Source organism: Vibrio sp. 10N.286.49.E11 (assembly GCF_041469505.1).
In the GTDB taxonomy this organism is placed as follows: domain Bacteria; phylum Pseudomonadota; class Gammaproteobacteria; order Enterobacterales; family Vibrionaceae; genus Vibrio; species Vibrio crassostreae_C.
Window position 1 is genome coordinate 18,032 of record NZ_JBFRKQ010000034.1, and the last position, 14,959, is coordinate 32,990.

Here is a 14,959-nt window from a genome sequence, read left to right on the forward strand (position 1 = left end):
GCTCAATCAGAGCCCTTACATTTGTGTCGGCTCGGGTTCTTAGAACTCGTGATCCGCTGTGTCTGGGTTTAGGCTATCAATGCCAATCACACCCGCAGCACGCTCAATAGCCGCTGTTTGAGACACTAGCGCAACAATTGTTTTGTTTACTAGTGCATTACCCGCAGCGTTGTCAGCAGCGATTAGCTGATCGAAGTGCTGGTTGTTTTTCTCTGCAGACGTTACTAATTCGCCTACTTGTGCACGTGCTAGGTCAAACTGCTTTTGAATCTCTTTCGCAGCTTGCTCATCTTTTTGCTCTACTAGGTCGAACAGGCTTGGGCCGGAAAGCAGAGTACCGTCTTCACGCTTGTATAGACCCGTGTAAACGTTGTAGATGCCTTGCTCGTTGTAGTAGTGAGAGTTGTGCGTGTTATCAGAGAAACAATCGTGCTCGTCTTCAGTAGAGTTTGCTTCTAGTGCAACCTTCATACGCTCACCCGCTAGCTCACCTAGAGACAGTGAACCCATGCCAAACAGCATTTTACGAAGACCATTCTCGCTAGATTCTGAAAGAAGCTCTTGACGGTAGTTGCCTTTCTCGCCTTCAGCCCACTGCTTTTCCATCCATTCTAGGTCTTGGATAAGTAGCTCAGCAGATGCTTTTAGGTATGCGCCACGACGGTCACAGTTGCCGTTAGTACACTCAGCGCCAACAACGAAATCAGTGTAAGCACGCTCACCTGCACCGCTGTTTGTACCGTTTAAATCTTGGCCCCAAAGTAGGAATTCAATTGCGTGGTAGCCAGACGCTACGTTCGCTTCAGAACCACCGATCTCGTTCAAGTCTGCGATTAGCTCAGGGGTGATGTTGGTTGCATCAACGGTAGTCTGACCAATTTGGAAAGTCTTGTTAGCCACGATGTTTGCGCTAGCGCCTTCGTTACCAAGTTCATATTGGTAATCAGTCGAAACATAATCAATCAGGCCTTCATCAAGTGGCCATGCGTTCAGTTGGCCTTCCCAATCATCAACAACAGCGTTGCCGAAGCGGAAAACTTCTGACTGTTGGTATGGTACGCGAGACTCAAGCCAAGCTTGTTTTACTTGTTCGAAGTTGCCAGCAGAAGGAGAAGCTAAGAAGGTATCAATAGAAGAGTTCAACGCTTTTGCTGTAATTACTGAATCTGCAAACACTGCATGCGCAATATCTGCGTAATGTTCTACAACTTGATCTTGAGTTACTGCTGCGAAAGAAGAAGCAGAGGCAAAAATGAGTAACGAAGTTACGGCTTTTGTCACTAAAGATTTAATGGTCATGAAGCATCCTTGTTGAGCTTTAAATTATTATTCGTAGTAATAGTGCAAACCATTATCATTTGTACTACGGATTGAAATAATACAAACTTACAATTTTATTGCAAGATAAATACAAAAAAACCTCACATATGTGAGGTCTTTAAACATTTTTATGTTAAGCGTAACAAAGAGGCTAATCAGATATCCAGATTATGCTTACCGTGTGAGACTTTTGCCTTCAGGTAGCTTTCATTACCCGATTTGATATGAGCAGAGGTATTCACCACTTCTTCAATCTCAATACCAAAAGATTTTAGCTCATTGATCTTCTTAGGGTTGTTGGTGACTAAGCGGATTTTTGTAGTACCTAAGGCGCGTAGCATTTCAGCAGCTTCAGTAAAATCGCGTAGATCATCGCCAAAACCTAGGTGGTTGTTGGCTTCATAGGTGTTCATGCCTTCGCTTTGCAGACGGTACGCATCGATTTTGTTGTACAAGCCAATACCACGACCTTCTTGGCGAAGATAAAGGATCACCCCACCCGTCTCACCCATAATTCTAATGGTTTCGTCTAACTGCTCGCCACAGTCACAGCGAGAAGAATGGAAAACATCACCAGTCAGGCACTCAGAGTGCATACGAACAAGAGGTATGTCTTGTGTCTTGTCTGCTGATTTAAATATCACAGCAACATGCTCTTTATCTGTTTTCAATCCATGAAAAGACAGAAGTTCAGCATCTATACTGCTTGTTACCCCTACTTTGAAATCTATTCTGGCACGCACTTCCGCCATAGCTATACTCACTTGAAAATTCGATGTATTTAACGACGCTACATTATATGTCTAGGCAATATTTTGTAGCTAACTATCTAATGATAGACACTATGAGGCTGTTAACAATTTTTTTCAAGGTCGACCTTGTACAAATTGTTATAATATAACAATTATTTTTCAAGTAAGAAAAAACCCCACATTGGGATGACCAACATGGGGTTATAAATTAAACAGTTGCGGCTAAAACTACACTTTTTTACAGAACGCTCAACTTACTTGAGTTTGCTTCCAGATGACAAGTTGCACCCAAGCATTCTCTAATTCGGTTAGCTCTTCTTGAGTAAGCGTAGAAATGCTCGACTTTGCACTGTATTTTTCTGCCCATTTATCAGATCGGACATGAGTATGGAACTCTTTCTTTAAATTTGAGATTACGTTATCCACAGATACATCCTTATATAGCAGTGCTTAGCCTTTATAATCGGTCAATGTTACAAAATACAGGTCAATTGGTAAACAGTAATACACAATTTTTATGAGCTCTTCCTAACACTTTTTACTGATAAATATATAAATAAGAGAAATAATAGGCTCGGTAGCAACCAAAGTAATAGATTTGAAACCTTCATCGCCGGCTTATAAAGTACAAATTCACCAAATCTTTCCGTCATATATCGAGTAATCTCATTATTACTCTTCCCTGCTTTCACCATATTGAACACAACAAGGCGTAAGTCTTTTGCTATTGGTGAGTTGGATTCAATCAGATTTTGGTTTTGACATTGTGGGCAGCGTAACGTTTTCGCCAAGCTAATAGCACGTTGCTGTTGTTCTGGGTTTTCAAACTCAAACAGTTCAACTTGAATACTCGTCTCTGTATTACTGGCAGTAAACAGATCTTCAGCCATGGTTGAAAGGCTAATCACTAAAAGAGCTGACAGCATAAACAAGGTTTGTATTAGAGACTTCATCATCCATTCACACCATCAAAATACATCGCAAGCTCATCTTTCCATACCATTTCATTAATCACGCCCAATAGCTTTTTAATGATCTGGCCATTGGCATCAACCAAATACGTTTCAGGTGTGCCGATTACGCCCAACTCTAACGCTAACTTGCCTTGAGGGTCACTGATCACGGTTAAGTACGGGTTGCCATCGTTCGATAACACGTTAATCGCAGCCCCAGAGTTATCTCGATAATTGAGCCCAACGATGGGAATGCCTTTATCGTGAAGTTGAAGCAAAAATGAATGTTCGGTTTTACATATCCCGCACCAAGATGCCCATACATTAACCAGTTGATAAGGGTGCTGCGTGACATCAGTAAGCGTAACTTTCTGCTGACCACTGACGCCTTCACTATTCACTAACGCACTCGATGTAAATTCTGGAAATGCCCTTTGTTGTTCAGACACCATGGTCGATTGCTGCTTATTATCAAGCGCAAAGACAAATCCCAGCACCACAATCAATGCTAAGGCAATTAGAGTAATTAGCTTGTTACGAACGCTGTTATGCATACTGTGACGCCTTAACGGTTTTCTTTTTACGATGAGTCAATGAGAGCAAAGCGCCGATAATGGAGAACAGCCCACCAAACCAGATCCAGCGCGCATACGCCTTATACTGAACACGAAATGCGTAAGCGGTGGAATCAACTTTCTCACCCATGGTGATATAAACATCACCATGCCAGAACCATTTCATTGCGGGCTCACTCATGTTCATGACTCGAACTTGGTAATGTCTTCTTTCCGGCGCGATAGAAAAGCGCTGCTCGCCAGACTCTAGGCTGAGTATCGCTTTTTCTGCGGTAAAGTTTGAAGCGACATACAGCTCAGTATCACGATGAGAAAGCGTCCAATCCATGAATTCGACTTCTACGCCTGGGCTTAACTTATAGCTGCGCTCAAACGAGTGGTAGCTATTCATGGCAGCACCTACCGCTAACACCGAAACCCCAACATGGGCAAAGGTCATCACCCAGACTTTGCGTTGGAACTTGGAACTGCGCGTTACCACCAAACCATACACATGAGTGAGTAAAACCCAAAATGCGAGTGACCATGTCATCAGCACCATCACTTGGACCTTCTCTACTTGCAAAGCGTAACAGACAAACCCGAGGCAAATAGATGCTAGAGCGATCAACGTAATAACGCCTTTCGATGCTTGAGGCTTAATAGTCAGCAATGGGGCAAGGCCGACGACAGCCAACGCAAGCAAAGCCAAAGGTGCAATCAAGAGATTAAAGTAAGGCGCGCCGACCGAGATATTTCCCAGGCCAAGCAACTCAAAGACCATAGGATAAAACGTGCCGAACACCACGACAGCAGTCGCCAGAACAAAAATAAGCACCGCAACTAAACTCAAAAAACTCTTACTGGCGAAACTGGTAATCGGGCTTGATTCAAAAGACTCTCCTCTGACGATAAGCAGAGAAAATGAACTCACCAGTACCAGAACTAATATCAGCAGCAGTGCAATCCCTTTGGTTGGGTCGACTGCAAAAGCGTGTACCGACGTTAATACGCCAGAACGAACAATAAAGGTGCCTAAGATACTCAAACAAAACGTAATGAAAGCAAGACTGAGAGACCATTTCAGTAACTGTTGTTTGCCCTTAGCAACGCCTAGACTGTGCAGTAAAGCGGTCGAAGTAAGCCACGGCAACAAGCTGGCATTTTCAACAGGATCCCAGAACCACCAGCCGCCCCAGCCTAATTCGTAATACGCCCACCAAGAGCCAAGAATGATCCCTGCGGTTAAAAAGATCCAAGCGACTAGACACCAACTGCGACAATGAGCAACCCAATCAAATTCAATTGGATCAACCAGCAAAGCGGCAACTGCAAATGCCAGTACCACAGAAAAGCCGACATAACCAAGGTAAAGTAATGGAGGGTGAAAGATCAGACCTACATCTTGCAGCATTGGGTTAAGGTCACGCCCTTCTAGCGGCAAGATCGAGTTCATTTCAAATGGATTTGATGCGAATAACGTGAACCAAGCAAATATCGCGAGCAGTAGATTCATTACCCACAACACACGGCTTTGGTATTCATTCGAATAGTGTTTTTGTAAGGCAATAACGCCAGACCAGACGCTGATCGTCAGTACCCAAAATAACAAGGAACCTTCATGGCCTGCCCATACGGCTGCGAGCTTAAAAAATGAGGGTAATTGAGTATTTGAATGTTCAGCGACATAGAGAATAGAGAAGTCATCACTGACAAAAGCATAGCCAAGCAATGCAACAGAAGTGAGAGAAAACAGCGCACTTGAAAGAGAGAAACTGCGGATTAAACCTATATTTTGCGTCCGTTTGTTTAGCATTTGATAAAACGAATGCACACCAATAATGCTACTGAGTACAGCAACCAACACTAAACTAAACAGCCCCAAAGAACCGACCATATCACCTCAATAAGGCTCCGCTTGAGCAGAGCCGATCTGAACACGCATCTCATGTTTACTTAAAGCATGTTCATTAATAAGCAGATATTTAGTATCCAACATCTGCTCACTAATAAACTTGAGCAAAATTAAGCTATCGTTAACTGCCCCGCATAAAGAACAAAAGTTCGTAGCATTAATACGCCCATTAGGCTCAGCGAAGTCACGGAGAAAATATACACCGAGCTATGGCGGATTGAGGTTGGTGTAACGGCATTCAGCAACAACGGTAAAACCATGCCAACACCGATGACGCCATACCAGAACCAACTCGCCCAGAAGCCACTGCCAATTGCATTCCATACTGCTTGCTCACTTTGACCACCAGCGAAAATAAGCCCAGTAAAGAAAGTAATTAGAACAAACAATTCAAACATCACTACCGGACGTTCAAATCCGTGGATCCATGAAATACTCGGGCTATGAGGTGATTCTTTAAAGACCAACACACCAAATAAAATACACGCCGCCGCTCCCGAAGATAAGCTCGAGAATAAGAACAAAATCGGCAACACTGGGTTATTCAACAGTGGGAAGGTATTTAAAGCTGAAAGCAAGAATCCGGTATAAGCGGCAAGCATTAGAGCAAGAACAGCTAAGAATATTTCCAAAGCATTCTCAAACACTTCTAATTTGCCAATCCAGTTACTGACGAAATCGAGTCGTCCTTTTAACCATGTTTGGTCATTTGAAAATACGACGATTTGATCTCTAAATATAATGCCGATCCAAAGAAATAAGATCACCATATACACTTGGAATAAGATCACACCCATCGACATCACAGACGTCGGATTATAGAAGATCATGATCTTCCAAAAAGATAACGGTTTTGTCAGGTGGAAAACCAAGATCAGTAGGCCTGAAATGATCCCAAATGGCGCAAGAAAAGCGGTCGCCTTTAACACACCATTATGAGCAGGATCGCCTTCAATGACCTTACGTTTTAGGTAAATGGAGATCATTACGGCACCCGCCGACATCCCCGCGAGAAATAGATAGATAGCTATAATCCAGTCCCATACCACGGTACCAGACTGAAAAGCTGTGTCCCATGCACTCATAATCAGATCTCCCCTTTTTGGTGTGGCACTTTATAGAGTTTTGGCTGAGTACCGAGATAAGCCTTATCTCTGTAAACCACTTCAGATTTAAGTACCTGGTTTATCTCGCTCTTAGGGTCATTTAAGTCGCCAAATATCAGCGCATTGGTAGGGCAAGATTCAACACAAGCAGGTAATTTACCTTGCGCAAGATTGGTATCGCGGCAGAAGTTACATTTGTCGGCCGACTTATTCTTAGGATGGAAGAAGCGCACTTGATATGGACAAGCTAGCAGGCAATAACCACAGCCGACACACTTCTCTTTATGTACATCAACAATTCCTGTCTTCTCATCTTTATAGGCGGCGCCTGTTGGGCAAACCATCACACAAGGTGCATTATCACAATGTTGACAAGAGTTACGAGTGAAACGGTAATCAACATTTGGATATTCACCTTGAGGTTCGCTCTTTATGATTTCTAAGCGCGATACGCCTTCAGGCACTTTGTTTACTTCACGACACGCCTCAGTACAAGCAGTACAGCCAATACAAGCGGTTTCGTCATGAACCATTCCGTAACGCTTGGTGCCATCTTCCTGAACATTAGCCAGCGTTTTGCGGCTTGTAACCGCTGCAGTACCTGCAACACCAGTTGTGAAAATAACGGCACCCGCGCCAGCTAAAAAGTTTCTTCTTGAGCAGCTCATTGATTACTCCCCTTCTTTCTTCTGGTTGAAGTCTGAATGGCAATCCACACACAGCTTGATGGTTTGCTTTTTATCTAAGCCAAGCACCTTCGCTTCACTCGCATGCACATCGTGACAGTTTGAACACGTTAAGTTTTGTGCGTGTACGTCATGAGTCCAACTCGCTTCGCGCAGATCATCAGGCTTATGACAATCTATACATTGGCTGTTGGCATCTAGGATTAAGCTAGGATCGAGGAAAACCTTTTCGGTTCCGGGTTGTGATTGAGCCGCGCGATACTTCACCACCTCAGGTGCACCATCACGGTGATCGGGGCCAATAGAACTATGACAATCTGTGCAATTCACTTCACGGCCAAGCAAAGCGTGCGCACTCTCACCATGTGAACCAAATACCGTTTCTTTAGAATCTTTATGGCATTGGACACACTTGTAATCTTTGTCACGTATTAATTCGACTTCATGTCTTGTTGACTCTCCTACTGGCGTAACAGCAGGCTCTGCAACAGCATGAATGGAATAACCATAGAGGCAGAATGCTAGAAGGGATTTAAGCATTATGACTATGGCCAATTTAATATTGCCCATTTTATCCTTTCCTTATACCGGCATTATTTAACTCTCAACTAAATAATATTCCGGTTAAACAAAAGTACCCTTAAACGATATTATTACCGCTTAAATGATATCAATTCTTATTTTGGATAAGCCACAACGCTTTCTATATTTAGAATATACCCCTAATTAGGTAAAGCGAAATATACAAAGGGTAATATGTGAACACAATCACCCTATTTATAGTGAGGGCATGTCGGGTAATTATTTGTTATATATGATAATAATTCTCAATAAGACCAGTCTAACTTGATGTCCACATACCCCTTTAGGGCTATATAAACTTCAACGTGATTGAAGTCACTGTCATTAATTGATCTAAAACAAGCAAACATCCGACACGTAACAAAATGTGTTTATTTATGAATTAATATAAACAGCAATTCTCCAGTTCTTAATTTGAATAGCAAACTCACAACGCTTGGTATAAAAATCAGTATATTGGAGATATCACTGTGAAAAAGCATTGGATACGTAATTCCGTCACAGCATTATTAATGGTTAGCGCATCACTAGTAAGCGCGACCAGTTTTGCTGCGTCTGAACAAAAAGAAATTGGTGATCCTCGTAACGACCAGTTCGAGCAAAACCACCCAGATCAATACCATTCATGGAGACAAACGTCAGAGAGCGAAGCCATTGAAGACGCACTAAAAGAAGATCCAAACATGGTTATTCTATGGGCGGGCTACGGTTTCGCGAAAGACTACAACAAAGCCCGCGGCCACTTTTATGCGGTTGATGATGTAAGACAAACCCTGCGTACTGGCGGACCAACCGACGAAAATTCAGGCCCAATGCCAATGGCGTGCTGGAGCTGTAAAAGCCCAGACGTAGCACGCGTTATTGAAGAGCGTGGTGAAGACGGTTATTTTGAAGGTAAATGGGCTCGTCTTGGCAGCGAGATAGTCAATCCAATTGGTTGTGCCGACTGTCACGATACTCAAAGTGAAGGCTTTAAAAATGGCGAACCTGCACTAAAGATCACTCGTCCTTATGTTGAACGTGCGTTCGATGCGATTGGGAAGAACTTCGAAGAGCAAGGTCGCTTTGATCAGCAAGCCTCTGTGTGTGCTCAGTGTCACGTGGAATACTACTTCACGGGTCCAACAAAAGGTGTGAAATTCCCTTGGGATAAAGGGACGCGTGTTGAACAGATGGAAGAGTACTACGATCAGATTGGTTTTAAAGATTGGACACATAAAGTCTCTAAAGCACCAATGCTAAAGGCTCAGCACCCAGGTTACGAAACTTGGCGTGAAGGTATTCACGGTAAGAACAACGTCGCTTGTGTTGACTGCCACATGCCTAAAGTGACGAAAGAAGACGGTACCGTTTACACCGACCATAAAGTAGGTAACCCGTTTGACCGCTTCGAAGACACTTGTGCTAACTGCCATACTCAATCTAAAGAGACCATGCGTAACATCGTTTCAAGCCGCAAAGCTCAAGTACTAAACATGAAGCTGACCGCTGAGAAACAAATCGTAGCCGCTCACTTTGAAGCAGGCGCAGCATGGGAAGCAGGCGCAACAGAACAAGAGATGGCACCTATCTTACAAGATATTCGTCATGCGCAATGGCGTTGGGACTACGCTATCGCATCTCATGGTGTTCACATGCACGCGCCTGAAGTAGCCCTAGAGGTTCTTGGAACGGCGGTTGACCGCGCAGCAGACGCGCGAACTAAGATTGTTCGTCTACTTGCGAAGAAAGGCATTACCGATCCAATCGAGATTCCAGATATCTCAACCAAAGAAGCCGCTCAGAAAGCGCTAGGAATGGACATGGATAAGATGAATGCTGAGAAGCAACACTTCTTAGACACCGTGGTTCCTAAGTGGGAAGAGCAAGCTGAAAAGCGTGAAGCTAACTACGAATACTAGTTCCTTCAAATAGACCAATAAGATAAAACCAGTCACACTGTAAAGGTGTGGCTGGTTTTTTAGATTTGGGCGCACTCAACCGTCCCAATTTCACATTACCTTTTAGCTAATTCAAGGAACAAAGAATGAAGCACTTACTTTCGCTTTCGGCATTATGCATCGCATTAACAAGTTCAGGACTTCACGCCTCAGAACGAGCAGAAACAGGGTGGGAAATGATTGAGGAAGGTGCGCTGGTCGTTGATGTCAGGACACCAGGAGAGTTCAAGCAAGGTCATCTGGACAATGCGATTAACTACCCTCTTTCTGAAGTCGCTACGCACTTTGCCAGCATAGACAAAGCTCAACCTATCGTTTTGTATTGCCGCAGTGGTAACCGCTCAGGACAAGCTTACCAGTATTTGAAAGCTCAAGGGTTTACACAGATCCACAACGCTGGCGGTTTAATTGAGATGCAAGAAAGCAAATAATCTCGAAATTACAGATAGTGCCCGTTTAACGGATCATTTGCTTAGCTTGGTTGATCGAATGGATGATAGAGACACGATCAATGCCTTTCTGGTTAGAATCGAGAATTTGAGTCCAAGCATCGATCGCTTGTTGGTAGCGCATACTGATGAAGTGATCGGTCGCTATCAACATCAATGCCGTACGATCGTTGGGATCAAGCTCCATGGATTGATTTAAGAGCACTTTCACATCATCACTCATCGCTTGTGAACTTAGGTAATACAAGGCGCTCGCTTTAGCTGCATAAAGCCCTGAAGGCGCCTGTGGGTCTAAACGAATCGCATAGTCGTAACAGGTAAATGCAGCATCAAACTCCCCTTTCTGCATATAAACACCACCAAGCTTAAACCAAAGGTCTGATTGATTAGGGTCTTGCTCCAGGCTCTGCTGAAGTTCATTTTGGAAATCTGTTGCTGTATAGCTGCTGTCGTCACTTGAAGTAAGTTGAGGGGCTTCTTGTTTCATCTGAGACCAAACCAGAATGCTGGCTAATATCGCCACACATGAAATAAGGAGGTTGCCTTTAAGATGACTGGTTTTTCTGTTTGATGCGATCACGATTGCCACTAGAAATAGGCTCATTAGCAGCAAAGCAATCAGTAACCAGATATCCATTCCATTCTCCTTTCATTGACGCTTTACTGTACCTTTTTCTCACTAAAACAATATTGATCGAGGTTTAGCTATTGGCTTTTAAACAAGTCACAGCCAAATTCTAGGTAATAAAAAACCGAGCACAATGGCTCGGCTTTTTGTCTCAACTTCTATTTATAGAAGTGAAAGATTACTCAGTGTCTTGCTCGCTATCAGAAGCGTCTGATGCTTGCTCTTCACTTGATTCAGAAACGACTGCTGCTTCAGCGTTTGCTACTTCAGCTTCGCCTTCAACAACCTCAGCTTCTTCTACTTCGTCGATACGTTGTAGACCTACAACGTTCTCGTCGTCAGAAGTACGAATCAGTGTTACACCTTGAGTGTTACGACCAACTTGGCTCACTTCCGCAACGCGAGTACGTACTAGCGTACCTGCGTCGGTGATCATCATCATTTCGTCGCCTTCTTCAACTTGAACAGCGCCAACAACTGGGCCATTACGTTCAGAGACTTTGATAGAAACCACACCTTGCGTTGCACGGCCTTTCGTTGGGTATTCAGCTAGTTCAGTACGCTTACCGTAACCGTTTTGAGTCACAGTTAGGATATCGCCTTCGTTAGAAGGAACAATCAACGATACTACTTGATCGTCTTCTGGAAGCTTCATACCACGAACACCAGAGGCAGTACGGCCCATTGCACGTACTTTGTCCTCGTTAAAGCGAACAACTTTGCCCGATTTAGAGAACAGCATGATGTCGCTATCACCGTTAGTGATGTCAACGCCAATCAGTGAATCATCGTCACGTAGGTTAACTGCAATTAGGCCGTTAGCACGTACGTTTGCGAACTGATCCAGTGATGTCTTCTTAACAGTACCGTCACCCGTTGCCATGAAGATGAATTTCTCGTTAGAGAACTCAGAAACAGGCAGGATAGCCGTGATACGCTCACCTTCTTCTAGAGGAAGAATGTTAACGATAGGCTTACCACGAGCAGTACGACTTGCTAATGGCAGTTGGTAAACTTTCAGACGGTATGTCTTACCACGAGTAGAGAAACATAGGATGTTATCGTGAGTATTAGCAACAAGCAGACGCTCAATGTAATCCTCATCTTTCATCTTAGTTGCACTCTTACCTTTACCACCACGACGCTGAGCTTCGTAGTCGCTTAGGATTTGGTACTTAACGTAACCTGCGTTAGAAAGCGTTACTACAACGTCTTCTTGAGCAATCAGCTCTTCCATGTCGATGTCATGAACTGCCGCTGTGATTTCTGTACGACGCTCGTCGCCATAGATTTCACGTACTGCTTCAAGTTCTTCACGGATAACTTCCATCAAACGCTCAGTGCTTGCAAGAATGTGCATTAGCTCAGCGATCTCTTCTAGAAGGGCTTTGTACTCGTCTAGAATCTTCTCGTGCTCAAGGCCTGTTAGGCGGTGAAGACGAAGTTCTAGAATTGCTTGTGCTTGTGTTTCCGTTAGGAAGTATTGACCATCGCGGATGCCGTATTGGTCTTCTAACCAATCAGGACGAGCTGCGTCAGTACCTGCACGCTCAAGCATTGAAGCAACGTTACCAAGATCCCAACCACGAGACACTAAACCAACTTTAGCTTCTGCTGGTGTTGGCGCGCTCTTGATCAGTTCAATGATTTCATCAATGTTAGCAAGTGCTAGAGACAATGCTTCAAGGATGTGTGCACGGTCGCGTGCTTTCTTCAATTCGAAGATAGTACGACGAGTCACAACTTCGCGACGGTGGTCTACGAAGCACTTAAGCATGTCTTTGATGTTGAACAACTGTGGTTGACCGTTATTCAACGCAACCATGTTGATACCGAAAGTCGTTTGCAGTTGAGTTTGAGCGTATAGGTTGTTAAGAACCACTTCGCCTACTGCATCACGCTTACATTCAATAACAATACGCATACCGTCTTTATCAGACTCGTCACGCAGTGCACTGATGCCTTCTACTTTCTTATCTTTAACCAGTTCAGCAATCTTCTCGATCAAACGAGCTTTGTTTACTTGGTAAGGAATCTCAGTAACGATAATGGTTTCTTTACCATTCTTCTCTACTTCGATATCCGCTTTTGAACGCATGTAAACCTTACCGCGGCCAGTCTTGTAAGCATCTACGATGCCTTTACGACCACTGATAAGTGCTGCTGTTGGGAAGTCAGGACCAGGGATATAGTCCATTAGCTCATCAATAGTGATATCTTCATTATTGATAAATGCTAAACAGCCATCAACAACTTCACCAAGGTTATGTGGTGGGATGTTGGTAGCCATACCTACTGCGATACCAGAAGCACCGTTTACCAATAGGTTAGGAATTTTTGTAGGAAGTACTGCTGGAATTTGTTCTGTACCATCGTAGTTCGGTACGTAATCCACAGTTTCCTTATCAAGGTCAGCCAGGAGCTCGTGAGCAATTTTCGCCATACGAACTTCGGTATAACGCATTGCAGCCGCGGAGTCGCCATCGATAGAACCAAAGTTACCTTGGCCATCAACTAGCATGTAACGCAGTGAGAACGGTTGCGCCATACGAACAATAGTATCGTATACAGCACTATCACCATGTGGGTGGTATTTACCGATTACATCACCTACTACACGAGCAGACTTTTTATATGGTTTGTTCCAATCATTACCTAGTACATTCATCGCGAACAAAACGCGGCGGTGTACAGGTTTTAGGCCATCACGCACATCTGGAAGGGCACGACCAACGATGACGGACATCGCGTAGTCTAGGTATGAACCTCTAAGCTCATCTTCAATATTTACGGGCGTGATCTCTTTCGCTAGATCGCTCATAGAGCCATTTTCCCTCTATAGTCAGATCGTATTTTTGAATACGTATAAGACCGAAAAATATAACACAAATTTACCTACGGAGGCATCACTTTCCCTCTCCTTTTACCATCTTGTGACCCTTGTAGCCAATCAATTGATGAGAAATTGCACCTCCGCATCATATCTTGCTGAAACATGGTCACTTTACATCCAATAAACTAGCAAAATTGTAGATCTTCTGGTCAGCGCGAAAAGGCAAGTTATAATGCCTGCAATTTCATGGATGCATTATTTAACTTGGAAATGCCGATTATGACTAAATCACAGAACGTAGACCCAGCAGAAATCAAGAAATTCGAAGACATGGCGTCACGCTGGTGGGATCTAGAAGGCGAATTTAAGCCACTACATCAAATCAACCCACTGCGCCTAAATTACGTATTAGAGAAGACTGAAGGCCTATTTGGTAAGAAAGTCCTCGATGTTGGCTGCGGCGGCGGTATTCTTGCAGAAAGCATGGCGGTTGAAGGTGCGATAGTGACAGGCCTAGACATGGGTAAAGAACCGCTAGAAGTCGCGCGCCTTCACGCATTAGAAACGGGCACCAAGCTCGATTACATCCAGAGCACTATCGAAGACCACGCAGAACAGAACCCACAGACGTACGATGTGGTAACGTGCATGGAAATGCTTGAACACGTTCCTGACCCACAATCTGTTATCACTGCCTGTTCGAAATTGGTGAAACCGGGCGGCCACGTGTTCTTTTCTACATTAAACCGTAATTTCAAATCTTACTTGTTTGCGATTGTTGGTGCAGAGAAGCTATTGAGGATCGTTCCAGAAGGCACTCATGAACACGAGAAGTTCATTCGCCCTGCTGAACTTATCAAGATGGTCGATAACACTCCGCTGCAAGAACTAGGGATTACAGGGCTGCACTACAATCCTCTTACGGACACTTATCGTTTAGGCACAAATGTAGACGTAAACTACATCGTCCACACGCAAAACTTTGGCTAAAAAATATCGGTAGCCCTACCGTAAAACCTTTTGTAAAAAAGACGAATGAAAAGAGTTGCAATTACCATAACTTTGCGACTTTTTTCAGTCTAAATTTCGTGCGCTAGCTTCCATTTTGACCACCTCGATTTAAATTTAATCGCCTAAAATCAATCGCCCATTTTGGCCAAAGATCAAGGAATTTTTTTTTATGGGCGTGCAAAAATAAAGCATCATTAAAAGCCGACTTTTATACAATCAAGTCACATATA

At 43.7% G+C, this 14,959-nt stretch carries 14 protein-coding genes; 3 read left to right on the forward strand and 11 right to left on the reverse strand.

Features of this window, described 5'->3' with window-relative positions; genetic code table 11:
- Positions 1-39 precede the first annotated feature (39 nt).
- From AB4167_RS07075 to nrfB, 9 genes are all read right to left on the reverse strand, one after another.
- On the reverse strand, positions 40-1,299 hold the full coding sequence (locus tag AB4167_RS07075; RefSeq protein WP_372136353.1) for an imelysin family protein: 1,260 nt from the start codon (positions 1,297-1,299) through the stop codon (positions 40-42).
- Between the two features lie 176 nt (positions 1,300-1,475).
- Positions 1,476-2,072, reverse strand: a complete 597-nt coding sequence (gene ribA / locus AB4167_RS07080; RefSeq protein WP_009848836.1) for a GTP cyclohydrolase II — start codon at positions 2,070-2,072, stop codon at positions 1,476-1,478.
- 249 nt (positions 2,073-2,321) lie between these two features.
- Positions 2,322-2,498: a hypothetical protein gene (locus AB4167_RS07085; protein ID WP_017063565.1), complete on the reverse strand. Its 177-nt coding sequence runs from the start codon at positions 2,496-2,498 to the stop codon at positions 2,322-2,324.
- Positions 2,499-2,587: 89 nt separating this feature from the next.
- Positions 2,588-3,028, reverse strand: a complete 441-nt coding sequence (nrfF, locus tag AB4167_RS07090; RefSeq protein ID WP_017063564.1) for a heme lyase NrfEFG subunit NrfF — start codon at positions 3,026-3,028, stop codon at positions 2,588-2,590.
- On the reverse strand, positions 3,025-3,579 hold the full coding sequence (locus tag AB4167_RS07095) for a DsbE family thiol:disulfide interchange protein (RefSeq protein ID WP_102332079.1): 555 nt from the start codon (positions 3,577-3,579) through the stop codon (positions 3,025-3,027). Before AB4167_RS07095 ends, nrfF begins: the two co-directional genes overlap by 4 nt.
- Positions 3,572-5,476: a heme lyase CcmF/NrfE family subunit gene (locus tag AB4167_RS07100; protein WP_372136354.1), complete on the reverse strand. Its 1,905-nt coding sequence runs from the start codon at positions 5,474-5,476 to the stop codon at positions 3,572-3,574. The genes AB4167_RS07095 and AB4167_RS07100 overlap by 8 nt, the downstream gene beginning before the upstream one ends.
- Positions 5,477-5,604: 128 nt before the next feature.
- Complete coding sequence (gene nrfD / locus AB4167_RS07105; protein WP_372136355.1) at positions 5,605-6,579, reverse strand: cytochrome c nitrite reductase subunit NrfD; 975 nt, start codon at positions 6,577-6,579, stop codon at positions 5,605-5,607.
- A gap of 2 nt (positions 6,580-6,581) precedes the next feature.
- Entirely contained in the window at positions 6,582-7,268 is a 687-nt protein-coding gene (gene nrfC / locus AB4167_RS07110; protein WP_017060985.1) for a cytochrome c nitrite reductase Fe-S protein, read from the reverse strand.
- 3 nt (positions 7,269-7,271) lie between these two features.
- Positions 7,272-7,856, reverse strand: a complete 585-nt coding sequence (gene nrfB / locus AB4167_RS07115) for a cytochrome c nitrite reductase pentaheme subunit (protein WP_008222036.1) — start codon at positions 7,854-7,856, stop codon at positions 7,272-7,274.
- A 482-nt stretch (positions 7,857-8,338) separates the two neighbouring features.
- On the opposite strand from nrfB, the gene nrfA reads away from it, so the two are divergent.
- Entirely contained in the window at positions 8,339-9,769 is a 1,431-nt protein-coding gene (gene nrfA / locus AB4167_RS07120) for an ammonia-forming nitrite reductase cytochrome c552 subunit (RefSeq protein ID WP_029235145.1), read from the forward strand.
- Between the two features lie 125 nt (positions 9,770-9,894).
- Positions 9,895-10,239 carry a rhodanese-like domain-containing protein gene (locus AB4167_RS07125; protein WP_017063559.1) on the forward strand — a complete coding sequence of 115 codons (345 nt, stop codon included), beginning with the start codon at positions 9,895-9,897 and terminating at the stop codon, positions 10,237-10,239.
- Between the two features lie 25 nt (positions 10,240-10,264).
- On the opposite strand, the gene AB4167_RS07130 is transcribed toward AB4167_RS07125, so the two are convergent.
- Positions 10,265-10,894, reverse strand: coding sequence for a tetratricopeptide repeat protein (locus tag AB4167_RS07130; RefSeq protein WP_017066842.1), 630 nt, complete (start codon positions 10,892-10,894; stop codon positions 10,265-10,267).
- A gap of 169 nt (positions 10,895-11,063) precedes the next feature.
- The gene (gene gyrA, locus AB4167_RS07135; RefSeq protein WP_017072500.1) at positions 11,064-13,706 is read right to left on the reverse strand and encodes a DNA topoisomerase (ATP-hydrolyzing) subunit A; all 2,643 of its coding nucleotides are present in this window, start codon (positions 13,704-13,706) and stop codon (positions 11,064-11,066) included.
- Between the two features lie 258 nt (positions 13,707-13,964).
- Here gyrA and ubiG point away from each other — a divergent pair, with 258 nt between their 5' ends.
- The gene (gene ubiG / locus AB4167_RS07140; protein WP_017060991.1) at positions 13,965-14,708 is read left to right on the forward strand and encodes a bifunctional 2-polyprenyl-6-hydroxyphenol methylase/3-demethylubiquinol 3-O-methyltransferase UbiG; all 744 of its coding nucleotides are present in this window, start codon (positions 13,965-13,967) and stop codon (positions 14,706-14,708) included.
- Positions 14,709-14,959 lie beyond the last annotated feature (251 nt).

Coding starts and splice junctions, on each gene's coding strand:
- AB4167_RS07075 (WP_372136353.1), bottom strand. CDS start 1,299: ATGACCATTAAATCTTTAGTGACAAAAGCCGTAACTTCGTTACTCATT.
- ribA (WP_009848836.1), bottom strand. CDS start 2,072: ATGGCGGAAGTGCGTGCCAGAATAGATTTCAAAGTAGGGGTAACAAGC.
- nrfF (WP_017063564.1), bottom strand. CDS start 3,028: ATGATGAAGTCTCTAATACAAACCTTGTTTATGCTGTCAGCTCTTTTA.
- AB4167_RS07095 (WP_102332079.1), bottom strand. CDS start 3,579: ATGCATAACAGCGTTCGTAACAAGCTAATTACTCTAATTGCCTTAGCA.
- AB4167_RS07100 (WP_372136354.1), bottom strand. CDS start 5,476: ATGGTCGGTTCTTTGGGGCTGTTTAGTTTAGTGTTGGTTGCTGTACTC.
- nrfD (WP_372136355.1), bottom strand. CDS start 6,579: ATGAGTGCATGGGACACAGCTTTTCAGTCTGGTACCGTGGTATGGGAC.
- nrfC (WP_017060985.1), bottom strand. CDS start 7,268: ATGAGCTGCTCAAGAAGAAACTTTTTAGCTGGCGCGGGTGCCGTTATT.
- nrfB (WP_008222036.1), bottom strand. CDS start 7,856: ATGGGCAATATTAAATTGGCCATAGTCATAATGCTTAAATCCCTTCTA.
- AB4167_RS07125 (WP_017063559.1), top strand. CDS start 9,895: ATGAAGCACTTACTTTCGCTTTCGGCATTATGCATCGCATTAACAAGT.
- AB4167_RS07130 (WP_017066842.1), bottom strand. CDS start 10,894: ATGGATATCTGGTTACTGATTGCTTTGCTGCTAATGAGCCTATTTCTA.
- gyrA (WP_017072500.1), bottom strand. CDS start 13,706: ATGAGCGATCTAGCGAAAGAGATCACGCCCGTAAATATTGAAGATGAG.
- ubiG (WP_017060991.1), top strand. CDS start 13,965: ATGGATGCATTATTTAACTTGGAAATGCCGATTATGACTAAATCACAG.